The organism is Verrucomicrobiia bacterium, from assembly GCA_035495615.1.
Classification (GTDB): Bacteria; Omnitrophota; Omnitrophia; order Omnitrophales; family Aquincolibacteriaceae; genus DATJFP01.
In genome coordinates this window covers 1-21,331 of sequence record DATJFP010000015.1, presented here as the reverse complement: position 1 = coordinate 21,331, position 21,331 = coordinate 1, and the positions used below count along the sequence as shown (strand labels likewise).

27 protein-coding genes are annotated in these 21,331 nt (G+C 55.7%); 21 read left to right on the top strand and 6 right to left on the bottom strand.

All coding sequences use genetic code 11. The features are described 5' to 3' along the window. The coding region (locus tag VL688_01630) for an ATP-binding protein (GenBank protein ID HTL46742.1) at positions 1-856 on the top strand (856 nt) is incomplete at its 5' end. Position 857: 1 nt separating this feature from the next. Here the strand turns inward: VL688_01630 and VL688_01625 are convergent. Beyond that, positions 858-2,420, bottom strand: a complete 1,563-nt coding sequence (locus tag VL688_01625) for a YifB family Mg chelatase-like AAA ATPase (GenBank protein ID HTL46741.1) — start codon at positions 2,418-2,420, stop codon at positions 858-860. 148 nt (positions 2,421-2,568) lie between these two features. On the opposite strand from VL688_01625, the gene VL688_01620 reads away from it, so the two are divergent. From VL688_01620 to VL688_01610, 3 genes are read left to right on the top strand one after another with little or no spacing between them, the layout of a single operon-like run. After that, the gene (locus tag VL688_01620) at positions 2,569-3,033 is read left to right on the top strand and encodes a divergent PAP2 family protein (protein ID HTL46740.1); all 465 of its coding nucleotides are present in this window, start codon (positions 2,569-2,571) and stop codon (positions 3,031-3,033) included. Beyond that, positions 3,030-4,199 carry a L,D-transpeptidase family protein gene (locus tag VL688_01615; GenBank protein HTL46739.1) on the top strand — a complete coding sequence of 390 codons (1,170 nt, stop codon included), beginning with the start codon at positions 3,030-3,032 and terminating at the stop codon, positions 4,197-4,199. The genes VL688_01620 and VL688_01615 overlap by 4 nt, the downstream gene beginning before the upstream one ends. A gap of 30 nt (positions 4,200-4,229) precedes the next feature. Continuing rightward, the gene (locus VL688_01610) at positions 4,230-5,276 is read left to right on the top strand and encodes an acetyl-CoA carboxylase carboxyltransferase subunit alpha (GenBank protein HTL46738.1); all 1,047 of its coding nucleotides are present in this window, start codon (positions 4,230-4,232) and stop codon (positions 5,274-5,276) included. 26 nt (positions 5,277-5,302) lie between these two features. On the opposite strand, the gene VL688_01605 is transcribed toward VL688_01610, so the two are convergent. Beyond that, positions 5,303-5,515: a hypothetical protein gene (locus VL688_01605; protein ID HTL46737.1), complete on the bottom strand. Its 213-nt coding sequence runs from the start codon at positions 5,513-5,515 to the stop codon at positions 5,303-5,305. A 221-nt stretch (positions 5,516-5,736) separates the two neighbouring features. On the opposite strand from VL688_01605, the gene VL688_01600 reads away from it, so the two are divergent. The 4 genes from VL688_01600 (at position 5,737) to VL688_01585 (ending at position 7,865) form a co-directional block, all read left to right on the top strand. After that, a complete protein-coding gene (locus VL688_01600) occupies positions 5,737-6,396 on the top strand; it encodes a hypothetical protein (GenBank protein ID HTL46736.1) in 660 nt (219 codons plus the stop codon). Then, positions 6,282-6,635, top strand: a complete 354-nt coding sequence (locus VL688_01595; protein ID HTL46735.1) for a MerR family transcriptional regulator — start codon at positions 6,282-6,284, stop codon at positions 6,633-6,635. Before VL688_01600 ends, VL688_01595 begins: the two co-directional genes overlap by 115 nt. A 45-nt stretch (positions 6,636-6,680) precedes the next feature. Further along, positions 6,681-7,460, top strand: a complete 780-nt coding sequence (locus VL688_01590) for a FliA/WhiG family RNA polymerase sigma factor (GenBank protein HTL46734.1) — start codon at positions 6,681-6,683, stop codon at positions 7,458-7,460. A 147-nt stretch (positions 7,461-7,607) separates the two neighbouring features. Then, positions 7,608-7,865, top strand: coding sequence for a flagellar biosynthesis anti-sigma factor FlgM (locus tag VL688_01585; protein HTL46733.1), 258 nt, complete (start codon positions 7,608-7,610; stop codon positions 7,863-7,865). Here the strand turns inward: VL688_01585 and VL688_01580 are convergent. After that, positions 7,849-9,132: a glucoamylase family protein gene (locus VL688_01580; protein ID HTL46732.1), complete on the bottom strand. Its 1,284-nt coding sequence runs from the start codon at positions 9,130-9,132 to the stop codon at positions 7,849-7,851. The two genes, VL688_01585 and VL688_01580, sit on opposite strands and share 17 nt — an antisense overlap. Further along, a complete protein-coding gene (locus VL688_01575; GenBank protein HTL46731.1) occupies positions 9,119-9,769 on the bottom strand; it encodes a hypothetical protein in 651 nt (216 codons plus the stop codon). Before VL688_01575 ends, VL688_01580 begins: the two co-directional genes overlap by 14 nt. Positions 9,770-9,835: 66 nt before the next feature. On the opposite strand from VL688_01575, the gene glmS reads away from it, so the two are divergent. Next, positions 9,836-11,677 carry a glutamine--fructose-6-phosphate transaminase (isomerizing) gene (gene glmS, locus VL688_01570; GenBank protein HTL46730.1) on the top strand — a complete coding sequence of 614 codons (1,842 nt, stop codon included), beginning with the start codon at positions 9,836-9,838 and terminating at the stop codon, positions 11,675-11,677. Positions 11,678-11,737: 60 nt separating this feature from the next. Continuing rightward, positions 11,738-12,124 (top strand): 4Fe-4S dicluster-binding protein, encoded by a 387-nt coding sequence (locus VL688_01565; GenBank protein HTL46729.1) that lies wholly within the window; start codon positions 11,738-11,740, stop codon positions 12,122-12,124. Between the two features lie 21 nt (positions 12,125-12,145). On the opposite strand, the gene VL688_01560 is transcribed toward VL688_01565, so the two are convergent. After that, positions 12,146-12,721, bottom strand: a complete 576-nt coding sequence (locus tag VL688_01560) for a hypothetical protein (protein ID HTL46728.1) — start codon at positions 12,719-12,721, stop codon at positions 12,146-12,148. Positions 12,722-12,845: 124 nt separating this feature from the next. Between VL688_01560 and VL688_01555 the strand changes: the two genes are divergently transcribed. From VL688_01555 to VL688_01545, 3 genes are all read left to right on the top strand, one after another. After that, positions 12,846-14,339, top strand: a complete 1,494-nt coding sequence (locus VL688_01555) for a leucyl aminopeptidase (protein ID HTL46727.1) — start codon at positions 12,846-12,848, stop codon at positions 14,337-14,339. A gap of 3 nt (positions 14,340-14,342) precedes the next feature. After that, positions 14,343-14,675: a DUF309 domain-containing protein gene (locus tag VL688_01550; GenBank protein ID HTL46726.1), complete on the top strand. Its 333-nt coding sequence runs from the start codon at positions 14,343-14,345 to the stop codon at positions 14,673-14,675. Positions 14,676-14,798: 123 nt separating this feature from the next. After that, entirely contained in the window at positions 14,799-15,257 is a 459-nt protein-coding gene (locus VL688_01545; GenBank protein HTL46725.1) for a hypothetical protein, read from the top strand. A gap of 75 nt (positions 15,258-15,332) precedes the next feature. Here VL688_01545 and VL688_01540 read toward each other — a convergent pair whose 3' ends face one another. Continuing rightward, positions 15,333-16,016: an epoxyqueuosine reductase QueH gene (locus tag VL688_01540; GenBank protein HTL46724.1), complete on the bottom strand. Its 684-nt coding sequence runs from the start codon at positions 16,014-16,016 to the stop codon at positions 15,333-15,335. A 97-nt stretch (positions 16,017-16,113) separates the two neighbouring features. Here VL688_01540 and VL688_01535 point away from each other — a divergent pair, with 97 nt between their 5' ends. The 8 genes from VL688_01535 to VL688_01500 all read left to right on the top strand — a co-directional run. Beyond that, a complete protein-coding gene (locus VL688_01535; protein HTL46723.1) occupies positions 16,114-16,998 on the top strand; it encodes an ROK family protein in 885 nt (294 codons plus the stop codon). 13 nt (positions 16,999-17,011) lie between these two features. Continuing rightward, on the top strand, positions 17,012-17,830 hold the full coding sequence (locus VL688_01530) for a hypothetical protein (protein HTL46722.1): 819 nt from the start codon (positions 17,012-17,014) through the stop codon (positions 17,828-17,830). Positions 17,831-17,905: 75 nt separating this feature from the next. After that, positions 17,906-18,577: a hypothetical protein gene (locus VL688_01525; GenBank protein ID HTL46721.1), complete on the top strand. Its 672-nt coding sequence runs from the start codon at positions 17,906-17,908 to the stop codon at positions 18,575-18,577. A 78-nt stretch (positions 18,578-18,655) separates the two neighbouring features. Continuing rightward, the gene (locus VL688_01520; GenBank protein ID HTL46720.1) at positions 18,656-18,868 is read left to right on the top strand and encodes a KTSC domain-containing protein; all 213 of its coding nucleotides are present in this window, start codon (positions 18,656-18,658) and stop codon (positions 18,866-18,868) included. Further along, a complete protein-coding gene (locus tag VL688_01515; GenBank protein HTL46719.1) occupies positions 18,868-19,098 on the top strand; it encodes a hypothetical protein in 231 nt (76 codons plus the stop codon). Before VL688_01520 ends, VL688_01515 begins: the two co-directional genes overlap by 1 nt. Before the next feature lie 4 nt (positions 19,099-19,102). After that, on the top strand, positions 19,103-19,465 hold the full coding sequence (locus tag VL688_01510; protein ID HTL46718.1) for a hypothetical protein: 363 nt from the start codon (positions 19,103-19,105) through the stop codon (positions 19,463-19,465). A 3-nt stretch (positions 19,466-19,468) separates the two neighbouring features. After that, positions 19,469-20,614 (top strand): GTPase HflX, encoded by a 1,146-nt coding sequence (gene hflX / locus VL688_01505; GenBank protein HTL46717.1) that lies wholly within the window; start codon positions 19,469-19,471, stop codon positions 20,612-20,614. 2 nt (positions 20,615-20,616) lie between these two features. Then, positions 20,617-21,331 (top strand): hypothetical protein (locus VL688_01500; GenBank protein HTL46716.1); only part of this gene is annotated, 715 nt, incomplete at its 3' end.

Here is a 21,331-nt window from a genome sequence, read left to right as displayed (position 1 = left end):
CCGCTCGTTGAACGTCCGGCAAAAAGGGTCTCAGCACCGCATCGATACCCACATCATCCGCAAAGACGGGAGCATTATTCCAGTTGATATCGCCGTTTCGGTTTTGACTTCGTCCGACGGCACCATTACGGGATCCATCGGTATCATCAAGGATATTTCCGAACGAGTGAAGCTGCAGAAACTCAAAGATGATTTCGTGGATATCGTGACGCACGAGCTTCGCACGCCTGTCAGCATCGCCAAAGAAGGCGTGGCGCAGCTAATCGAAGGCCTTCACGGGCCGGTCACGGTGGACCAGAAGGAAATGCTCGAGTTGGTTTCGCGGGCCATGCTCCGCCTGCTGAGGATCGTGAGCGATCTGCTCGACGTTTCCAAGATCGAATCCCGAAAAACGGTTCTCAACAAAGAATCGGTGGACGTCGCGGAACTGATCAAAGAAGTCATGGCCACCTTCCGCGCGCGCGCCGAGAAAAAAAATCTGAAACTATTATTTGGTTCCGGAAAGACCATCGAGGCGATGGTGGACCGGGAAAAGATGGTTCAGGTTTTAACCAATCTCATTGGGAATGCCATCAAGTTCACCGAGCGCGGCTCCGTTTCCATCGCTGTCGAAATAAAGGAGCCTTATGTTCAGTTTTCGGTCGAAGACACCGGTCCGGGAATTGCCGCCGAAGATCTCCCCAAGTTATTCAGCAAATTTGAGCAATTCGGAAAAAAGGACGGCCATGCCGAAAAAGGGTCCGGCCTCGGACTCGTGATTTCGCAGGGCATCATTGAATTGCATGGCGGCAGGATTTTCGCGGAAAGCCAGCTGGGAAAAGGCACCCGCTTCACTTTTACCGTGCTCAAAGACTGATTCAGGTGCCCCAGCGGCGGTCCAGCGCCCGGAACTGGATCGCCTCTGCGATATGCGGTACCGAAACCGGCGCATCTTTCATTTGATCTATATCCTCATCGCGGCCGGCCATTTCCAGATCGGCGAGGGTTCTGGCAATCTTGATGATTTTGTAATACGCCCGCGCGGACAATCCCAATTCTTTCATGGCCCTTTCCAGGAGATTCTTTCCCTCGTCATCCAGGCCCGCATGGCATTTGACCTCGCGCGGCTTCATCAAGGCGTTGGACTTGAACACGCGGTCCGGATAGCGCCTTTTCTGGATTTCCCGGCAGCGCATGATGCGCTTCCGTATCGACGAAGAACCTTCCGCGGGTTCTTCCTGAGCGAGCGTCTTGTAAGAGACTGCGGGAACTTCCACATGCAGGTCGATGCGGTCGAGAAGCGGGCCTGAAAGCCGCGCCTGATATTTTTGGATCTGCCCGAGCGAGCAGCGGCAGGTTTTGCGCGAGTCGTAGAGCTGGCCGCAGGGGCAAGGATTCATGGCCGCGACAAGCATGACGCGGCAGGGATATACGGCCTGCATCTTCGCCCGCGAAATCGTGATGCACCCTTCTTCGAGCGGCGCTCTCAGCGTTTCGATCACGTCCCGCCGGAATTCCGGAAGTTCGTCCAGAAACAGAACGCCGGTGTGAGCCAGAGAAATCTCTCCCGGCTTGGGCCAGCCGCCTCCACCGGCCATGGCCGCCGCGGAAATAGAATGATGCGGGCTGCGGAAAGGAGGCGTCCGCACGAGTGGAAAATCCGTCGTGGTCATGCCCGCCACGCTTTGAATCTTGGTGATCTCGAGGGATTCCTCGTAAGAGAGGGGAGGAAGAATGCTGGGGATCAGCCGCGAAATCATGGTCTTGCCCGCTCCCGGCGATCCGATCAAGAGTAGATTGTGAGCGCCCGCGGCCGCGATCTCCGCGGCGCGTCTTGCCATGGGCTGGCCCCGTACTTCGGAAAAGTCGGACGCGTGTTCCGGAGGGGGAGCCGCGCCGGAATCCCAAGGCGCGGGAACAAGCCGCTCGAGGTTTCGTTCGCCGCGCAGGAATTCCACGACTTCGCGCAGGTTTTTCACCGCATAGACGGCGGCTCTTTTTTCCAGGCTGGCTTCTTTCGCGTTGTCCTGCGGGAGCACCAGGGCGCGGTAATGATGCAGGCTTTCCGCAACCACAATGGCGCCTTTGAAAGGGCGGAGCGAGCCGTCGAGAGCCAGCTCTCCAAGAAATAAGTATTCGGACAATTTTTCCACGGGAATCAGGCCCGTGGCCGCAAGGATGCCCAGGGCAATCGGAAGGTCGAATGCCGGCCCCTCCTTTTTGATGTGCGCCGGAGCCAGGTTGATAGTGATCCGGTCCGGAGGAAAGCGGTAGCCGCTGTTTTTAATGGCAGATTTGACGCGTTCCCGGGCTTCTTTAATACTCGTGTCCGGAAGGCCCACAATGGCCAGCTGGGGCAGGCCTGAGGCGACGTCCACCTCGATTTGGACGGGGATGGCCTGAATGCCTAAGCACGTTGCAGTGTCGATTGTTGCGATCATAAAACCCCCTTGCTTTTTACTGGGGGCCTCCTTATAATCCAAACTCTCACGATCGGAGCCGTATATTATTAATAAAAATAATAAAATATTTTTAATTAAATCATATATCGCGAAGTCCGTCAACTCCTCATTTCTTACCCGTTAAAAAGTGAATCCATTATTACTACAAGAGCCGTTTAGTCCCATTAAGGCCTATTGGGCAGCCTTTTTCAGCTGGGCGCTCTCTCAATTGGCTAAGGTCATCCACGGAATGATCCGGGAGAAGCGGTTCAATCTGCGGTGGATTTTTGATACGGGCGGCATGCCGAGCTCCCACTCGGCCACGGTTTCCAGCGTTGCGACTTCGACGGGTTTTTATTACGGTTTTGTTTCCATGCCTTTCCTGATGGCGCTTGTTTTTGCGATCATCATCATGTTCGATGCGGCCGGCGTTCGGCGGAGTGTCGGAAAGCAGGCGCAGGTTTTGAATCAGATCTCGCGCGAGTTGTTCGAGAAGGGCCATGTCAACCAAGAGAGTCTCAAGGAGCTGCTGGGACATACGCCCGTTGAAGTTTTTGCCGGGGCTTTCGTAGGCTTCTTCATGAGCTTTCTTTTATGCGAGGCTTTCAAGTGAAAAAAATTTCTTTTGCGGTATTGATGCTGGTCTTGTTCTCCGCGCCTCTTTTTGCCCAAACGGATGACTCGTGGGCCGACACCCATCCTTACGACAGCCAGCCTGCACCTTCGGCCGCAGGTTATGCGTATGGAGGCGCGAGCGAAGCTCCTTCGCAGAGCTATGATTACGGAAGCGAAGCTCCGGTCCCTTCCCCCACGCCCACGGAATCACAAGATCTTTTTACTTCGGACACCGCCGCAGAACCCGCTCCCTCGGAAACCTCGTACGGAACCTCGCAGGACACGCAGGCCGCGCAGGCCGCGCAGCAGACGGTTCCTGAAGCGCCGATAGATTCTTCGACCGCGCCGCCGCCGAACTACTACGATCAAACGGCCGCGCCTGCGGCGCCCGCCGAATCTGCGCCGGAGCCGGCGAGTCAGTCCGCGCCTGCCTACCAGCCGCCGCCGGAACCCCAGCAGGACCTTTCGGAACAGAAAAAAGCTGATGCCGAGGCCCTGGCCGCGAATGGAAAATATTTGGAAGCGCGGAATATTTACGAAGAACTCATCATGGATTCCAGCGTGAGCGAAGACAAAAAAGATCTCTTCCGCGACGCCTTCGCCGAGGTCAACTGGAAGCTTTTGTTTTCGCCGCAGGAAAGCCCTGAAAGTTCCACGCATAAGGTGGCGCCGGGCGACAGCCTTTACAAGATCGCCAAAAAATACGGAACCACGATTTCTCTTTTAAGAAGAGTCAACGGGCTCAAAAACGACAAGATTTTTCCGAACCAGAAGTTGAAGGTGATCAAGAAGGCTTTCTCCGTGCATGTCGACAAGTCGGACAATACGCTGGCGCTCGAGCTCGACGGGAAACCCCTCAAAAAATACCGGGTGGCCACGGGCGAGAACAACAAAACGCCCGTCGGAACTTTTAAAATCGTGAACAAGCTCGAAAATCCGACATGGTATTACGCGGGCGCGGTCGTGCCCTCCAACAGCCCGGAAAATATCCTGGGGACGCGCTGGCTCGGATTTGATTTCAAAGGCTACGGGATTCACGGGACCACGCTTCCGGACTCGATCGGTAAGCAGGAAACGATGGGCTGCGTCCGCATGCTGAACCAGGAAGTCGAAGAGCTGTACGACCTTATTCCGGTCGGAACGTCGGTAACCGTTGACGATTAATCTGAGAGAAAGGCGTCCTTGGACAAACTCATGACAAAGAAAAAAAATAACGGAAAACGCAGAAAGGAAGATTCCGCGGAACCGGAAAAACCCAAAGTTATTCTGGGTTCCCGCACCCTTTCAGGCGCCTGCCTTCCTTTTGAGAGGCCGGTGCTGGAACTGGAAAAGAAGATCCACGAGCTTCAGGAGTCCGCCAACCAGGGCATCGACCTTTCGGGCGAGATTACCAGCGCGAAGAAAAAGCTGGAGAAGGCCCTCAAGGATATCTTCGATAATCTGACGCCCTGGCAGCGCGTCCAGGTCGCGCGCCATCCTCTCCGTCCCTATACGCTTGATTACATCAATTATCTGACCAAAGAGTTCGTGGAGCTGTGCGGCGACCGTCATTTCAGCGACGATCGTGCCATTGTCGCGGGCTTTGCCAAATGGTCGGGCCAGGAGCCCCTCTGCATTATTGGCCATCAAAAGGGCCGCGATACGAAGGAAAACCTGCTCCGCAGCTTCGGAAGCGCTCATCCCGAAGGCTACCGTAAGGCCATGAGGATCATGAGGCTTGCCGACAAATTTTCCATTCCGATCTTGTGTTTCGTGGACACGCCCGGCGCCTATCCCGGCATCGGCGCTGAGGAGCGCGGGCAGGCCGAGGCCATCGCCTATAATTTGCGGGAAATGGCCGATCTCAAAGTGCCCATCATCGTGATCGTGATCGGCGAGGGCGGAAGCGGCGGCGCGCTGGGTATCGGCGTCGGCGACCGTGTTTTCGTGCTCGAAAACGCCTATTACTCGGTCATCTCGCCGGAAGGCTGCGCCGCAATTCTGTGGAAAGACACTGCCAAATCCGAAGAAGCGGCCCGCGCTTTGAAGCTGACGGCGGCCGATCTCATCCAGCTGGGCGTGATCGATGGCATGATCCACGAGCCGCTCGGCGGAGCTCATCGTGATTTCGAAGCCACGGCTGAAAATATTCGTTCCGCGGTGGACAGGGCCTTGGCGGAATTGAAAGAGATCCCCCGAAGAGAACTTCCTCAGGCGCGCTACGAAAAATTCCGGAAAATGGGGATTTTTTCCGGGCGCTGACTTCCCCGGCTGAAGGCGGAGATCCTTCAGTCCTTCGTTTGACGATCCATTTTCTTTTTGAGACGAATGATCCGGTTTAGGACTTTGTCTTCCGGAATGATTTCTTTGAGTGTTTCCTCGGGAATGTCGAGAAGGGCAACTTCGCTCACGCGTTTAATATCTCGAGGATACCGCTTCATGAGTTCGTAAGTCGAAATTCCCCGCCGAAATTTCAAATAAAGCAGTCTCTCGTAAGTCATCGAGCTCCCTTTGTTTTCGAGTATTGTTTTTATCGGCGACTTCCCTCCAAAGCTATAACCCCACTTTTTTAAACACAATATCTAGTAGCCGGGTAAGTTCCGTAATACTAATGCTAGTTATTGCTAAAAATAGTTGTAAATAAAGCTTGACGCTGGGCGATCATATTTATAGATTGTAATTTACAGATTGTAATTTACATTTTGTAAACATGATGAAATTAATGAAAAAAATCCCACTCATCCTCTTAGGCGTTTTCGCAGGCTGCCAAGGTTTCACCCATGAAGCGGCTTCTCACGAGCTTTTGATGAAAGAAGCCCGGCAGGCCCTGGATACGGGCGAGTATTACCGCGCGCGTCAGCTGACCGGCAAGGTGCTCGAGTCGGATCCGGCGTCCGAAGAAGCGCAAAAACTCATGGCCCAGATCCTGGACAAAGAAATCGCACGGCATAAAGAGGCCTTCGACACGGCGCGCCCCGAGGATCTCGACAAAGACGAAAAGCGCGACCAGGCCAAGACCTGGCTTGAGCGGGCGAGGGAGCTCTACCACGAAAAGCAGTACGAAGAAGCGCTGGATGCCGCGGAGAAAGTATTTACCTTCGACCCCGAGAACGTCGCGGCTTCATCGCTGGTCGACGACATTCGCAATGAGGTCTTTGCCGAAGGGAAGCAGGACGCGGTCTTCTTGAAAAAAATGTATTCGGACGAGATCGAGCAGCGGGTCACGCGTTACAAAGCCGAGGCCCGGGAAAAGATGGAAGCAAAACAGTGGGGTCCGGCCAAGCTGTCCATCCAAAAAATTCTGCTGCTCAAGCCCGACGACAACGAAGCGCAGGAGCTTTTGAAGGAAGTCCAAGGAAAAGAAGGGGCCCTTTCTTCGTGAAGAGGGAAAAACTATTCAAAATAGGCGAAGTGATGCAATACACCGGACTTTCCAGGCAAACCATTCATAACTACACCCTTACGGGACTCATCCAAGAAGCGCGGCGCACCGTGTCCGGCCACCGCCTTTATGACGAAACTGTTTTTGACCGGCTGGAGCAGATCAAGATTCTTCAATCCAAAAACTACACCCTGCTGCAAATCAAAAAGATCCTCGAAGACCAGCGGGTCAAAAAATGATTCATAAACTTTTATTGAGCACCCCCAACTAAAGGAGAACCTCCAATGCGTGAAGACGAAATAAGGATGTGGAAAAAGTACAAGCGCACGAAGAGCCAGGCTTTACGCGAAGACATTGTGAAAAAATACCTGTATCTCGTGAAATATGTGGCCGGACGCGTGGCCATCGGTCTTCCGCCCAACGTCGAATTCAACGATCTCGTCAGCTACGGTATCCTCGGCCTGTTCGACGCCATCAATAAGTATGACGTCTCCCAGGGAAACAAGTTCGAAACATATGCCGTTTCCAGGATCCGCGGTTCCATCATGGACGAGCTGCGTAAACTGGACTGGGCCCCGCGTCTTCTCAGGAAGAAGGCCCGCGAGATCGAAAAGAAATGCAAAGAGCTCGAAGAGAAATACGGCCGCATCGCCAGCGACGAAGAACTGTCCAAGGCTCTCAATATTTCGACCACGGAACTGAATTCGATTTACAGCGATCTGAATTCCACGACGTTTCTGTCGCTCGACGAAGTCTGGCAGAATGACGACGGCAATAAGCCGATCTCACGTCTTCAGACAATCGAGGACTCGCTGATCACGAACCAGTTTAATTACGTGCACCAGAGCGAAGTGAAGGAAATCCTGGCGCATGCCATTGACGAGCTCCCGGAAAAGGAAAAGCTCGTGATCGTTCTCTACTACTACGAAAATCTTACGCTGCGCGAAATCGGAGAAATCCTGGACGTTTCCGAGTCCCGGGTCTGCCAGATTCACACGAAGGTGGTGACTCGCCTGAGATCGCATTTGATGAAAAAAGTAGGAGAGTTGACTCTGGAAGCGTAAGGGAAAGGCTTAAAAATCCAGTAAAAGGGAGGATTTGAAAAAACCTCGTAAAATTTGATGAAGGTTCCCCGGAGCCCCGCCGATAATTGCTTGGACACCCTGCCAGGGTTTTTCCGTCGCAAAAGCTATTTCTTGGGGACATTTCTTATGAAGGGATCGGAAGGGGAATACCGTCATCGCCATCGCAGGATCAGAGTCCAGCGTCCTGCCGTCGAGCACGGCGAGGATGAAGGGCTGTGGGAGGAAGTCAGGAAGTACGCGAAGCTGATTCCTTCTGAACCCGACCCTAACATGGGCCGCACCCAGGAAATCCGCGAAGAGATCCAGAACGGGACTTACCTTACTCCGGAAGTCATGGAAGAAACCGTGGCCCGCCTCGTGATTCGCTTCATGACGAAGGAGTAGTTCCCTTCGCCCGCAGTTTGCAGACCTCGATCCACTTTTTCACGGCCTCCAGATCCATAAATTTTTTCCAAATAATCCCGTCGTTCAAGAAATTTTCCAGCATCAAAAGCGTGACGCCCTGGTCGATGCCGATGTATTCGCCGGCCCACCAGTGCTTGTCCAGGTTAAAGCTGTCTTTGAATCCAAAGTGGCTGTAGAGGTCGTTGGCGTACTGGTCGAAGAAAAAGCGCGCCGTAGCCACCGATTCCTTCGGAGTAAACACGATGGAAGAAAGCGCCGCGTAAGGCGCGATGGTGCCGTCTTCGAGGCCCTCGCCCGGCTTTGCGCCATAAGCTTTGTAACCGCCCGGCCCCAGCGAGGCGGATAGGCCCCACGAAAATTCAGAATAGCCTTTGTGCAGGTGCCGCACCGCCAGCGAATAATCGCGGTTGGCCAGCGCGGCTTCTCTCGAATTGGTGAAGTAGTTCACGCCCGCGTCGTCCAAATTCCTGAAATCAATGAAAGCCTGCGGAAATTGATACATGAAAAGGCTGCCGGAATTGCCGTACACGACGTGGTGGCCGTTGTAGTCGTCTTCGAGCCGTTGCCATGCGTTCCAGGCGTTGCGGCCAATAGCATGCGTAGGCGATCCGATGGCAAGCGCCTGGATGATCAGGTGCTCGTTGTACGTGTCCCAATAATAAGGCAAGAAGCCGCTTTCGGGTTTCCAGCCCATGCAGACAAGGTCGTTGCCGTTCTGCATCCACTGCCAGTCCACGCGGTTGTAAAGCTCATGAGCCATCCGCTCGATGTCCGTGCCCGGATAATACTGCGCCGCGACAAGCGCGCCCGCGACAAGAAGCGCGGTGTCGATGGACGAGGCTTCCGAAGCCCACACGCGCCGGGAGCTCCGCGGATCGAGAAAGTGATAAAAGAAGCCGTGTTCATGCTGGGCTTTGGTCAGCAGGTTCTTCAAGGTTTTGCGCAAGGCCTCATAGGCCCATTCTTCGGGCACCCATTTGTTGGAAGCGCCGATCGCAAGCGCCGCGAGGCTGAATCCCGTGGCCGCGATGGAAGCCGGAGAGCCCGGACGCGAGGAATCCCGCGTGAGCCCGGTTTCTTTGTCGGACATGCGGGTAAAATAATAGAAAGTGTCTTTCTGGATTTTCTTGAGAAGGTCGCGGTCTTGAGGATTGAGTGAAAAATCTTCGGCCGGCGCGACGGCGGGAAAGAGAAGGCATCCGGCCAAAAAGAGGGCCCAGAATCGGGAGCGTTTAAACGTCGCCACTGGTCTTGATCTTGGAGAGTTCCTCTTTGAGCTTCGCCGCCATCTGGTCCCGGTTGGAATCGTTTTCCCGGATAATGCTTTTGATTTGGGAAAACGTGTCGTCGAGGAATGCGAGAGTCTTATTGAATCTTGCGGCGATGGAGCGGCCCTCGTCTTTTTTACGAAGGTGGATCCGGACTCTCATATTGCCTTTAGTCACTTCCTCGAGGGTGGCGCTGAAACGGAAAAACGGGCCGGCAATTTTATGCGAAATAAAGACCGTTCCCCAGGCCATGAAGACGAGCAGCAGCATGAATTTGGGGATGATTTTCTTGTTGGTGTCGTCCAGGATGTCTTTGAAGACCTCGCGCTGGCGCGCGCTCAATTTTTCGGCCTGTTTGAAGAAGCGCAGCGTCGAAGATTCCTGCTGGCCTTCGGGCAGGCGCGCGTTTTCGTATTCGGTGAGCCGCGAGGCCGTCAGCAGATCGTTGCGAACCCGTTCGTTGGAGAAGGCATCAAGCATGTTTCCCCAAATACCGATATAAAGGCCCACCATGATGACGGTGGTAATGATCATGACGGGAAGCGTAAGATACAGCATGAAGCGGATTTGGAGAGGCTTGTTGATGAAGAAATTTTTGCGTTGATTGGCCGCCATAGGCGTCATACTATTGAAATTAAAAGCCCCTGTCAAAGTTATCTTCACCCTTGAGGACGAAAGACCATGTGCGGAATCGTAGGATACGTAGGTTACCGGCAAGCCGTGCCTGTCCTCATCCAGGGGCTCGAGCATTTGGAATACCGCGGCTATGATTCCGCGGGCCTTGCCTGCCTGCGTGAGAAGTCTTCCGGACTTTGGCTGGCCAAGGAAAAAGGAAAACTCTCCGCGCTGAAAGAGGCGATACGCGGAAAAGCGGTGGCAAGCCATGCCGGCATCGGCCACACGCGCTGGGCCACACACGGCGAGCCCTCGCGCGCGAACGCGCACCCGCACGTGGATTTTTCCGGGCGCCTTGTCCTCGTCCACAACGGCATCGTGGAAAATTACGAAGCCCTGAAGGCCGAACTTTCCCAAAAGAAAGTGCCTTTCGCCTCGCAGACCGATACTGAAGTCGCGGCGAACCTCATCGGCTGGTATTACAAAACCGCCGATTTCACGAGCGCCTTCGTCAAAGCCATCAAGCGGCTGGAAGGTTTTTTCTGCTTCGTGGCGATCTCTCCGGAAGATCCGGGCGAACTTCTGGTATTCCGGCGCTCGAATCCCATCTGCATCGGCCTCGGAAACGGCGAAAACTTCATCGCGAGCGACGTGACCCCGCTGCTTGCCTATACGAAAAAAGTTCTTTATCTGGAAGACGAGGAATACGCGCGGGTTTCGAAAGACAAGGTGCGCGTCTATTCCCTGAAAACCGGAAAACAGATTTCGCGCGCGCCCGTGAGCGTCAGCTGGGATATCCAACAGGCAAAAAAAGGCGGCTACCCGCATTACATGCTCAAAGAGATTTTCGAACAGCCGCGCGTCATGAGCGAGGCGCTGAACAAGCGCCTCACAATCAAACGCAGCGTCTATTTCGATACGCTCAGCCGCGTCGAGGAAGCCAAGCTCAAAAAAATCAAAAAGGTTTTCATCGTCAGCTGCGGCACGGCTTATCATGCGGGTCTTGTCGGCGGGCGCATGCTGGAAGACCTGGCCAAGGTCCCGGCCGTGTGCCAGGTCTCGAGTGAATTCCGCTACACCGATCCGATTGTGACGAAAGACGACCTCGTGATTCTGATCACGCAGTCGGGGGAAACCGCGGACACGCTGGCCGCGCTGCGCGAAGCCAAACGCAAAGGCGCCATGACGATGGCCGTCGTCAATGTCCTGGGCAGCACGATCGCACGCGAAGCCGCGGCCGTCATTTACACTCATGCCGGGCCCGAGATCGGCGTGGCCTCGACCAAGGCTTATACGGCCCAGCTCATGACCCTGGCGTTTTTTTCAATCTACATGGCGCGGATCAGGAAGACGCTGGCGCCCAAGGCCATCCGCGAATTAATAGAAGAACTCCGGAAAATTCCCGCGGCCTGCGAAAAAGTCCTGGAATCCCGGAAAGAAATCCGCAAGACCGCATCGAAGCATTACAAGAGGCGCAACTTCCTTTATTTGGGACGGGGCTATAATTATCCCACGGCCCTGGAAGGCGCGTTGAAATTAAAGGAAATTTCGTACGCGCATGCCCATGGCTATGCCGCGGGGGAAATGAAGCACGGCCCGATCGCGCTCGTCGACAGCGAACAGCCGGTCCTGTGCATTACCCCGGAATCGAAGACCTATGAAAAGATGATCTCGAACATCCAGGAAATCCGCGCGCGCGAAGGCATCGTCATTTCGATCGGCTCCGAAGGCGATGCGGCGTTGAAGCGCCTGTCTCATGCTTTTTGGCCCATTCCCCGCACGCCGGAAGTTTTTTCGCCGATTTTGGCGGCGCTTCCTTTGCAGCTTTTTGCCTATGAGGTGGCGGTCCTGAACGGACGCGATGTGGATCAGCCGCGCAATCTAGCCAAAAGCGTTACGGTAGAATAAGGGTGAAGATTTTTATGATGGCTCACGATAACTTTATCGTGATAAGATGAGCCCGCGCCTATGACTGAAAACACTGCGAGAAGTGGTCCCAGAACGCCTCAGATCGCTAAAAAGCCGGAGCGCAAAAAAGAGCCCCGGCTGCTGGCGGTCATTGATCAGCATGGGTGCACGGGCTGCGAAGCCTGCATTGTTTTCTGCCCCGTCGACTGCATCGAAATCGTTCCCGGCGCGGATTTCGCCCAGTTCCAGCAAGTCGTCGAAGTCGACATCGAACGCTGCATCGGCTGCGCGCTCTGCGCCAAGCATTGCCCGTGGGATACGATCCCCATGTTCAACTACCAGGAAGGCATCGAGAAGGCGCCTTCGCTTACCGTCAAAAGCATCTGCAATCAGAAGACCCGCGACCAGGCGCCGGCTCCGGCGCCGCAGCAAGGCCCCGCCGTGTAATTACAATTGTTGAAAAAAAGATTACGGCTGGACTCCGTCCAAACGCAGCCATTTGGTGGGAGTAAAGAAGGGCGGATGGGTCATGTCGACCTGTTCGATATCGAGGATTTCCGAGGCTTCGAAAGGAAGGTTTTCCTGATCGTAGATCCCGAGGATTTCTTCGCCGCCGGCGATGAAGAGATTCGGGATTTCGCGTCCGTCTTTAAGCCGGGCGTTGACGAGATGTCCGCCCTGAATGGTCTCGGGCGCGTTTCTGAGTTTTTGCCGCAGGGCCGGATTCAGCAGGCGGCGTTCCCGGTTTATGTTGAGCGACCGGAATTTCTGCGCCGCGGTTTCCCGGCGGATGCGGGCATCTTCATAGGCCTTGTCGACTTTCTGGTACATGACCACGATCAAGGGGACCAGGATGACGAGCCAGGTGCCGAAGACCGCGGCGACCCAGACGAGGGCCGTGGAGTTTTCACGGATGCTGCCGTAGCGCGCGGCAATGATCGGAGTCCAGAAAGCGTTCGCCGCAAAAAAAGAAACGATCGTCGCGGTGATCCACAGGACCCACCAGAGTACGGTTCTGTCTTTTTTGCTGTTCTTTTGCGTCATACGCGCCGTATTTTATCCTTGTTGGGCGCGCATTTCTACTAAAGAACCTAAAAACAGTTTCAGCAGGCCGGAGAATGCGATAAAATCGAGGCCCCCGAAATCATGTTGATCCCAGGAGGTTAGGATGAAAACGGAACTTTTGGTCACCGCTAAAACCAAGCCCGCCGACATTTTTATCGTGGGCGTTTTCGAAAATACGCCGCCCGCGGCCGAGCTCGCCAAGCTGGAGCCTTCCGCCGGTGCCCTTCTGAAATCCGCCGTGGCCAAGAAACGGTTTTCGGGCAAGTTCGGGGAAGTCCTTTCTTCTTACGGCGCTTCTTACGTTCAGGCCGAAGAAATCGTTTTCCTGGGCCTGGGCTCCAAAAAAACGTTCAAAAAACTCTGCTGCCGCAAAGCCGCGGGCCAGATCGTTAAACTGGTGCTGGATAGAAAAGCGCAGCGCGGGCGCGTCCTGCTGCCAGGTTTTATCGCAGGACAAGTCACGCCGGCCGTTGCCGCGGGAATTTTTTCTGAGATCACTATCCTCGCGTCATATGATTTTAAAAAATACAAAACCGAATCCAAAGACGCCAAGGCGTCCGAGCCGGTTCTGGAACTTCTTGCGCCCCGCGGCGCCGAAGCCGGGCTTCGCAAAGCCATGGACGCTTCCCGGGTGATCGCGGAAGGCGTTCTGCTCACGCGCGACCTCATCAACGAACCCGCGAACGTCCTGACCCCGCCGGAATTGGCCGCAAGGGCCGCGAAGATGGCGGAAGAAAGCGGCGTCTCCTGCAAGATCCTGGGGCAGACGGAACTCGCCAAGTTGAAAATGGGCGGCATTCTCGGCGTGAACCAGGGCAGCATTCACGCGCCCGCGCTCATCATTCTCGAGTACGGCAAGAAATATCAAAACCGCGGAACCGTCTGTCTTGTCGGAAAAGGCGTGACGTTCGACACGGGCGGGCTTTCGATCAAGCCTTCCAAGGGCATGGAAAAAATGAAGTATGATATGTCGGGCGCCGCGGCGGTGATCGGTACGTTCAAGGCCGTGGCCGGGTTGAAATTGCCGGTTCACATCGTGGGGCTTGCTCCAGCCGTTGAAAACAACGTGGCGCTAAATCCCCAGCGTCCCGGCGACATCATCCGCATGTTCAGCGGAAAAACCGTGGAAGTCCTGAACACCGACGCCGAAGGCCGGCTGATCCTGGCCGACGCGCTCGCTTATTCCGCGCGTTACAATCCCAAAGCCATCATCGACCTGGCCACGCTGACCGGCATGTGCGCGTATACGTTCGGAGGTCATGCCATCGGCCTCATGACCAATGACGACAAGCTGGCCAACCGCGTCAAAGAGGCGGGTCTGGAATCGGGCGAACGCTGCTGGGAGCTGCCTATGTACGATGAATATGCCCAGCAGATCAAGGGCCCGCAGTCCGACCTCAAAAACATCGGCGGGGAATATGCCGGAACCATTACGGCCGCCAAATTCCTGCAGGAATTCGTGCCGGAGAAAACGCCCTGGGTTCATCTGGACATCGCGGGTACGGCCTGGAGCGATGGGCCCCGCTTCGATGTCAACATGGGGGCGACAGGCGTCGGCGTACGGCTGTTGACCCAGTTTCTTGCCAAGTGGAAATAAGGGGTGCCTGATTCCGATCGGCGGCTTCACGAATTCGTCTGCCTCTTCAATGAAGAAAAGTTTTTCGAAGCGCACGAAGTCCTGGAAGCGCTTTGGCGGGAAGAAAATGGAGAGGCCCGCGATTTTTATCAGGGCCTGATCCAAATCGCCGCGGCTTTTGTCCATTATCAGAAAAATAATCCCGCCGGTTACGAGGCGCTCGTCGAAAGCGCCTCCGCTTACCTTCAGCCTTACGACGACGGCTACCAATCTTTCCCGCTGAAAAAACTTCTCGAAGAAACTCGCCGCTGTTTTCGTCAAAAGCGCAGCGTTCCCAAAATCGTGTACGGAAAATAAAGCCGGAGACAGCCCCGCGTCGTTGACACTTATTTAGAAAAGCGTTAAGATTGGCCGCAATCAGCCGAAAAAAAACGAAACGGCTGGAAAATAATCCGGTTTACCCTTTTTCTCGGAGGTTTTATGAAAAGCAAAGCACTGTCTGGTTTAATCGTTGTTCTCATGCTTTTATCCGTCCAGGCACCTTCTGCTTTGGCAGTGGGCGCTAAGGAAGCCGGAGCTTCGCTTTTGCTTCCCACGACGGGTCAGGCCCTGAACGGCGAGTTCGGAACCACGAAAAGCAAAATCATGGCGGGCGTCGAAGTGGCTTCCATCACGACCATCGCGGTTCTCGGAACGGCGGTCGGCGGCGGAGTCGTGTGGGCGGGTTTGGGGCCCCTGCTGGCCAACCACCTCTATAGCGCCGCGGACGCTTATAAAGGCGCCCAGAACAAGCGGGATCCCATGGTTCAGGCCCAGATGGCCGAAGCCCAGCGGACCCTGGAATATTCGCGCGAGCGCCGGTTCGATCGCGAGCAGAGCGAGCGCGGCGACCTCCGCGACCGCATGCGCCAGGCGGCTGAAGCAGGTTACGGTTCGTAATCGCCGAGCAATTGGAATAAAAAAGGCCTGCCCTTCATCGGGCAGGCCTTTTTGTTTTAAGAGGAAGCGGATGTTTCAGGGAGCGGATTTGTCCCCGCCGCAGGGCTTGGGTTCCGGGGAAAAGTAATCCTGGCCGAGCTGCACTTTCCCGCGCCCGTTTTTCATGCGCCATTCGTTGGTGTCGCGGAGCGAATAGGCGCACCCGCAATACTGCTGCTGGTAGAACCGTTCTTCCCGCGCGATCTCAATCATGCGCTGCGATCCGCTGTCTTTCCGCCAGTTGTACGCCCAATACGTCACGCCCGGAAACAGCGAAGCCGCGCGGATGCCCGCATTTGTCACCTGATCAAAATCTTTCCAGCGGGAAATCGCCAGACAGCTCGTGATTACCTTGAAGCCGTTTTTCGACGCGTACTCGGCCGTTTTCACGAAGCGCATCTCAAAGCACATCGAACATCTCTCGCCGCGTTCGGGATCCATCTCGTGGCCTTTCATCTCCTGGAACCACCGGTCCGCGTCATAATCCGCATCGATGAAAGGAATCCCGTTTTTCTTGGCGAAACGGATGTTTTCTTCCTTGCGGAGATCGTATTCTTCCCGGGGATGGATATTCGGGTTATAGAAGTAAATGGTAAGGTCGATCCCCGACTTGTGGATGTCTTCGATGACCGAGCCCGAACAGGGCGCGCAGCAGGAGTGCAGGAGCACTTTGCGTTCACCGTCCGGGGGCGTCAGCTGGGAAGGGGAGTTCTTTTTCATAAAGTCCCACCATAGTAATCCATTTGGAGGGACGCCGCAAGGGACGGGAAAGGCCTTTTCTATTTACAGTCCCGGCAAATTCCATAAAAATGGACGCATGTTTCGACTCGGGATTGATTTAGGCGGCACTAAAATCGAAGGCGTCGTGCTCGATCGCGAAGGAAAAATCCTTTTCCGGGAACGCATTGCGACCGAGCAGGAAAAAGGCTATGAGCACATCCTGCGGCGGATCCATCTCCTCTACGGGCGGATGAAAGAAAAAATCGCGGGCGCGCCGCATGCGCTCGGCATCGGGACGCCCGGCGCGCTTTCCCATAAGACGGGGCGGCTCAAAAATTCCAATACCGCCGCACTCAATGACAGGCTTTGCCTCAAAGACCTGGAAAATATTCTCGAACATCCCGCGGCCGTCGAAAACGATGCGAATTGTTTTGCCATGGCCGAGGCCCAAGCCGGCGCGGGAAAGGGAAAGGCCTTTGTCTTCGGCGTCATCATGGGAACCGGATGCGGCGGCGGTCTCATTTATAAAGGAGAGCTTTTGAGAGGGCATCAGGCCATTGCCGGGGAATGGGGGCACATGGTCCTGGACCCTCAAGGCCCGCCATGTTACTGCGGCGCGCGCGGCTGCGTGGAAACCTTCATCAGCGGCGGCGGGCTTGAGAGTCTCTACCGCTCGCGGCACGGTTCCCAAAAGCCGCTTAAAGACATCCTGGCCGATTACCGAAACAACAAGGCGGACGCCCGCGATTTTTTACGGGAGTTTTTCGCCCGGTTCGGTCAGGCGCTTGCCAATGTTATCAATGTCCTCGATCCCGATATCGTGGTCCTGGGCGGCGGCCTTTCCCAGATCGAGGAACTGTATGGGCCCGGCGTCGAAGAAGTGAAAGCCCGCGTATTTACCGACGAACTTCTGACGCCCGTCGTCCAAAACAAGCTCGGAGATTCCGCGGGAGTTCTGGGCGCCGCGTGGATTGGAATTTGAGACAGGAGAAGCGATGAAGCTTTTTAAATTTAAGGCCCGCGACGCAAACGGCTTCGAATGCGGCGGAACTCTGAAGGCCGTCGACGAAGACGAGGCGCGGAAACTGCTGGAAGCGCAGGGGCGGGAGCCTTTGTGGCTCGAAGAAGATCATGAGGCCGCGGGCAAGCTCAACCCTCGCACGCTCGAAGCTCTCGGCGCGCGGCGCCCTCAAAAAGGCCTTTTGTGGGAAATCCTGGGCTATGCCATGCCCGTGGGCGCCATGCTCATCGCAGTTTCCGGCATCCTGATCGTTTCCAAAAACGTGAGGCCGCCGTCCGTCAAAGTCGGCCCCGAAAAAGTCATCGAAGAATATCTGGGCCACGAGCACACGGGTGCGTACGAAAAACAGTTCGAGCTTTTCTCTCCCAAGACCAAGGAGTTTTACGGGACACCGACGGAATACGTCCGTAAAAAGAAGCAAACCCACGTGACCTCGGACGGCTCTCCCTTTCAATTCGGTAAATCCGGAGGCCTCACGGAGGTCAAGCATGCGCGTTTCGAGGCCCAGTATGAAGCCAAGGTGTTGCGGATGCAGGGCGTTGCCCGCGTGGATTTCTTTCTTGTCTTGTCGAAACACCAATGGAGAATCGACGCGGTGCGCGATCCGGCGGCCGTCGAGTATTACCTGGGCCTCCTGGACCAGGAAAAAGACGAAGAGGCGCAGCGCAAGACCCTCATTGCCTTGAAAACCCAGACGCATTATTCCGACCTGGAAATCGAAAATCTGCTCCACGACTACCGCAAGGAAAAGAAGAAAAAGGAATTGGGCGGCGAATACGCCTTTGCCCTTTAGAGCCTATCCCGCCTTTTCTTTCAAAAAAGAAAGTCTTCCGGCCGATAATGAAGATGTCCAACCGGAGGTGTCTTCATGAGTATCAGCTTAATTTACGGAAGCAGCATCGCGATCGCCTTGTTTCTTGTCTGGAATGCTGCGTCTTTCCTGGAAAGGAACATGCGGCAGAGGAAGTACCGCGTACTCGAAGCGCAATGGCAGCAAAGCGAGGCCAAGGCCGCCAGGCTCGCCGAAGAACTGGGTGCTGCGCGAAGCCAATGCCTTTCGTTGCAGCGCGACCTGGAATCGGGACGCCAGGCCCAGGCTGAAGCGCTGAATGGTTTGCGTCTTCAATCCTTGAAGCAGATGATGAGGGCCGGCATCGCGACGGCGGCCGCGGGCTTTTTCGCAGGTGCCGTGATCGTGGGCATTGTCGTCGACGCCCGCGCCCAGAACGCGGCCTTAAGGCGCTCGACGGACCTGGAAGTCCGCGCTCTGGTGGCTGAGGCGCGGTTCAAGGACGCGCACTCGGAGCTGGCAGTTCTGCGGGATGAGCAGCGTAACTTCCGGAAAGTCCTCTTGGAAGCGCGCGAAGAAAAGGCTGTGGCGCTCACGAAGCTCGAAATCCTTTTGGGGCATTTTTCCGGCAAAAAAGCGAAGGGCGTGGATCTGGACGTGAATGCCATCCGCGAGAGCCTGCGCCGGGGCGGGGATGAAATCCTCTCGCCGCAGGAAATCCTGGCGCTTTCCGCGTCCGGGGTGCGGTAATTCCGGCCGAGGATTTGAAGGTGACGGCCCGTACGGCGGGCATTATAATGGACCGGTTCAAGGACCAAGGAGGCAGCAATGGAGAGAACAGCCGTAAGATCCAGCGACATCGCGCTCGTCGGTTATGACGTTCAAAAGTCCGTTCTGGAAGTGGCCTTCCGCCGCGGGGGCGTTTACCATTACGAAGGCGTACCTTCCGACATTCACGAACGGCTTCTGCAGTCTTCTTCCGTGGGGACCTATTTCAGGGATTGCATCAAAGAGAAATATCCTTACCGTAAAGTGAGCTGATGGCGGACGCCCAGGTTCCGTGGTATTACCGGCGCTGGATCGTAATCCTTCTGCTGTTCGTCGTTCTGGGCCCCCTTGCCCTTCCGCTGCTCTATAAGAGTCCCTGCTTTTCCAAGAAAGCCAAAGTCATTCTCACGGTGCTCATGGTCTTGACGATGGTTTACCTTGCAAAGGCCACCTATACCATTGTCGCCGCCATCATCAGGGATTTTAATCTCGCCATTTCTTGAGGCTATGTCCGACAAAAACAGTTTTCTGGTTTATTCCACCGATCCCTCCCGGAATCAAAAATGCCCCCGCTGCCGCAGGCTTGTCCCGGAATGCGAATGCTCCAAACAGGAAACGAAGGCCGCTTCATATCAGGCGATTCTGCGGATCGAAAAAAACGGGAGAGGCGGAAAGGCCGTGACCGTCATCGACGGCCTCCCGCGAAACGATTCTTTTCTGGAGACGCTCGCGCGGGAACTCAAGAGCAAGCTCGGTACCGGAGGCACGCACCGCATGGGCCCCCGGGGCGGGATCGTCGAAATCCAAGGCGACAAACGCGTCGAAATCCGCACCCTTCTGAAGGCGCGCGGCATCGGATGCAAAGGATGACTCATGGTTGACGGCAGGCTTCAAAAAAATCCGCGGAACCGGGCGTACCTGGTCATTGTCCAGACCTGGCAAAGGTCCAAGGATTTCCTGGAGGAAAGCGAGCACGAGATGAAGGAGCTGACCGAAGCGGCCGCGGTAAAAGTCATGGGCTATTCCATGGCGCATGTCCCGCAGCCCAGCCCCAGCCATTTCATTCGCGAAGGGAAATTGACCGAAGTGCGCGACAAGGCGAAAGCCGCGGGCGCCAACGTGCTGTTTTTTAATTCGGAGTTGACGCCGGCCCAGGCGCGCAATATCGAAGCCTTCACGAAAATTCCGGCGGTGGACAGGACGGGCCTGATCCTGGAAATTTTCGGACGCCGCGCTAAAACGCGCGAGGGCAAGCTGCAGGTAGAACTCGCGCGGCTGAATTATCTTCTCCCGCGTCTCGGCGGCTTGGGCGGTGTGATGTCGCGTCTCGGCGGCGGTGTCGGAACAAGAGGCCCCGGCGAAACCGAGCTGGAATGGGACCGCCGTAAAATCCGCAACCGCATCAAACGCGTCAAGGAAGACCTGGACGGCGTGCTCCGGCACCGCAGCCTTTTGCGTTCGGGCCGGAAAAAGAAACATTTCATCTCCGCGGTGCTCGTCGGCTACACGAACGCGGGCAAATCCACGCTGCTGAATTCCCTGACCGGCGCTTCCAGCTACGTCGAGGACAAGCTTTTTGCCACGTTGGATCCCATGACGCGCCTGCAGACGGTCAACGGCCGGCACGACATTCTTTTTACCGACACGGTCGGTTTTCTGCGCGATTTGCCGCACACGCTCATCAAATCGTTTCACGCCACGCTCGAGGAAGTCACCACCGCCGACGTCCTGATCCACGTGCTTGATGCCGCGCATCCCAAAGCGCAGGATCTCAAAAGCGCGGTCGAAGCGGTTTTGAAAGACATCGGCGCCGAGGAGAAACCCGTAATCCTGGCCCTCAACAAGGCCGACCTGCTCACCGAGGACGAAAAAAAGCGCGTGCTCAGCAACTGGCCGGACGGAATTTTGATTTCCGCGAAAGACAAGCTGGGCCTGCAAAGCCTCACCTTGAAGATCGAAGAAATGGCCGGACAAAATCCTCTGTTCCGGGATGCGCCCAGCGGAGAGCCGCAGGAGTAATCGTGCCGACAGAGTCCGAGATTCCCATACTCAAAAATCAGCTCGCTATCGCCGCGGGCATCTGGAAGGAAATCGAGCCGTCGCCGCATCCTGCCGACCGCTGGCTCGGAAATTATTTCCACCGCTACCGCAGAAAAATGGGTTCCCGCGACCGGCGTTTTTTTTCGGAAATCATTTACGGCCTTTTCCGGAACAAGATGTTCTTGAAGGCCTGGTCCGCGCATCTCGAAATTCCCGAAGACCCCTTTGCGCTCGTGGTGCTTTCCGCGCTTCTGGAAGAGCTCATCGATCCCGATACATTCCGCGACACGGTGCGCGCGCTGTGGCGCTGGGACTGGTCGGCGAAACTGCTCCCGCGGTTCGAGGATTTCAAGCAAGGAGCACTTCCGGAAATCGCGGACCTGTCTTCGGAAGAAATCCTGGGGCTGCGTTATTCCTTTCCCATGTGGCTCGTGGAGCGCTGGACCGCGGCCTATGGTGAGGAAAAAACAAAGGCGCTCTTCGAGATTTTTCATGAGCGGCCGCCGCTTGTAGTCCGTACCAATCCTTTGAAAACCACGCGCGAGGAATTGATGGCGCGGCTGAAAAGAGGCGGGTTTCCGGTCTCAGTTTCGCCGATCTCTTCCATGGGCCTTGTCTTCAAGGAGCGGGCCGCGGTTTTCAATCTGGAGGAATTTACGGAAGGGCTTTTCGAAGTCCAGGACGCGGGAAGCCAGA

Excerpts from the sequence above, each read along its gene's own strand:
- VL688_01625 (HTL46741.1), bottom strand. The coding sequence starts at position 2,420 with ATGATCGCAACAATCGACACTGCAACGTGCTTAGGCATTCAGGCCATC.
- VL688_01610 (HTL46738.1), top strand. The coding sequence starts at position 4,230 with ATGACAAAGAAAAAAAATAACGGAAAACGCAGAAAGGAAGATTCCGCG.
- VL688_01605 (HTL46737.1), bottom strand. The coding sequence starts at position 5,515 with ATGACTTACGAGAGACTGCTTTATTTGAAATTTCGGCGGGGAATTTCG.
- VL688_01600 (HTL46736.1), top strand. The coding sequence starts at position 5,737 with ATGAAAAAAATCCCACTCATCCTCTTAGGCGTTTTCGCAGGCTGCCAA.
- VL688_01590 (HTL46734.1), top strand. The coding sequence starts at position 6,681 with ATGCGTGAAGACGAAATAAGGATGTGGAAAAAGTACAAGCGCACGAAG.
- VL688_01585 (HTL46733.1), top strand. The coding sequence starts at position 7,608 with ATGAAGGGATCGGAAGGGGAATACCGTCATCGCCATCGCAGGATCAGA.
- VL688_01575 (HTL46731.1), bottom strand. The coding sequence starts at position 9,769 with ATGGCGGCCAATCAACGCAAAAATTTCTTCATCAACAAGCCTCTCCAA.
- glmS (HTL46730.1), top strand. The coding sequence starts at position 9,836 with ATGTGCGGAATCGTAGGATACGTAGGTTACCGGCAAGCCGTGCCTGTC.
- VL688_01565 (HTL46729.1), top strand. The coding sequence starts at position 11,738 with ATGACTGAAAACACTGCGAGAAGTGGTCCCAGAACGCCTCAGATCGCT.
- VL688_01560 (HTL46728.1), bottom strand. The coding sequence starts at position 12,721 with ATGACGCAAAAGAACAGCAAAAAAGACAGAACCGTACTCTGGTGGGTC.
- VL688_01555 (HTL46727.1), top strand. The coding sequence starts at position 12,846 with ATGAAAACGGAACTTTTGGTCACCGCTAAAACCAAGCCCGCCGACATT.
- VL688_01545 (HTL46725.1), top strand. The coding sequence starts at position 14,799 with ATGAAAAGCAAAGCACTGTCTGGTTTAATCGTTGTTCTCATGCTTTTA.
- VL688_01540 (HTL46724.1), bottom strand. The coding sequence starts at position 16,016 with ATGAAAAAGAACTCCCCTTCCCAGCTGACGCCCCCGGACGGTGAACGC.
- VL688_01535 (HTL46723.1), top strand. The coding sequence starts at position 16,114 with ATGTTTCGACTCGGGATTGATTTAGGCGGCACTAAAATCGAAGGCGTC.
- VL688_01530 (HTL46722.1), top strand. The coding sequence starts at position 17,012 with ATGAAGCTTTTTAAATTTAAGGCCCGCGACGCAAACGGCTTCGAATGC.
- VL688_01525 (HTL46721.1), top strand. The coding sequence starts at position 17,906 with ATGAGTATCAGCTTAATTTACGGAAGCAGCATCGCGATCGCCTTGTTT.
- VL688_01520 (HTL46720.1), top strand. The coding sequence starts at position 18,656 with ATGGAGAGAACAGCCGTAAGATCCAGCGACATCGCGCTCGTCGGTTAT.
- VL688_01515 (HTL46719.1), top strand. The coding sequence starts at position 18,868 with ATGGCGGACGCCCAGGTTCCGTGGTATTACCGGCGCTGGATCGTAATC.
- VL688_01510 (HTL46718.1), top strand. The coding sequence starts at position 19,103 with ATGTCCGACAAAAACAGTTTTCTGGTTTATTCCACCGATCCCTCCCGG.
- hflX (HTL46717.1), top strand. The coding sequence starts at position 19,469 with ATGGTTGACGGCAGGCTTCAAAAAAATCCGCGGAACCGGGCGTACCTG.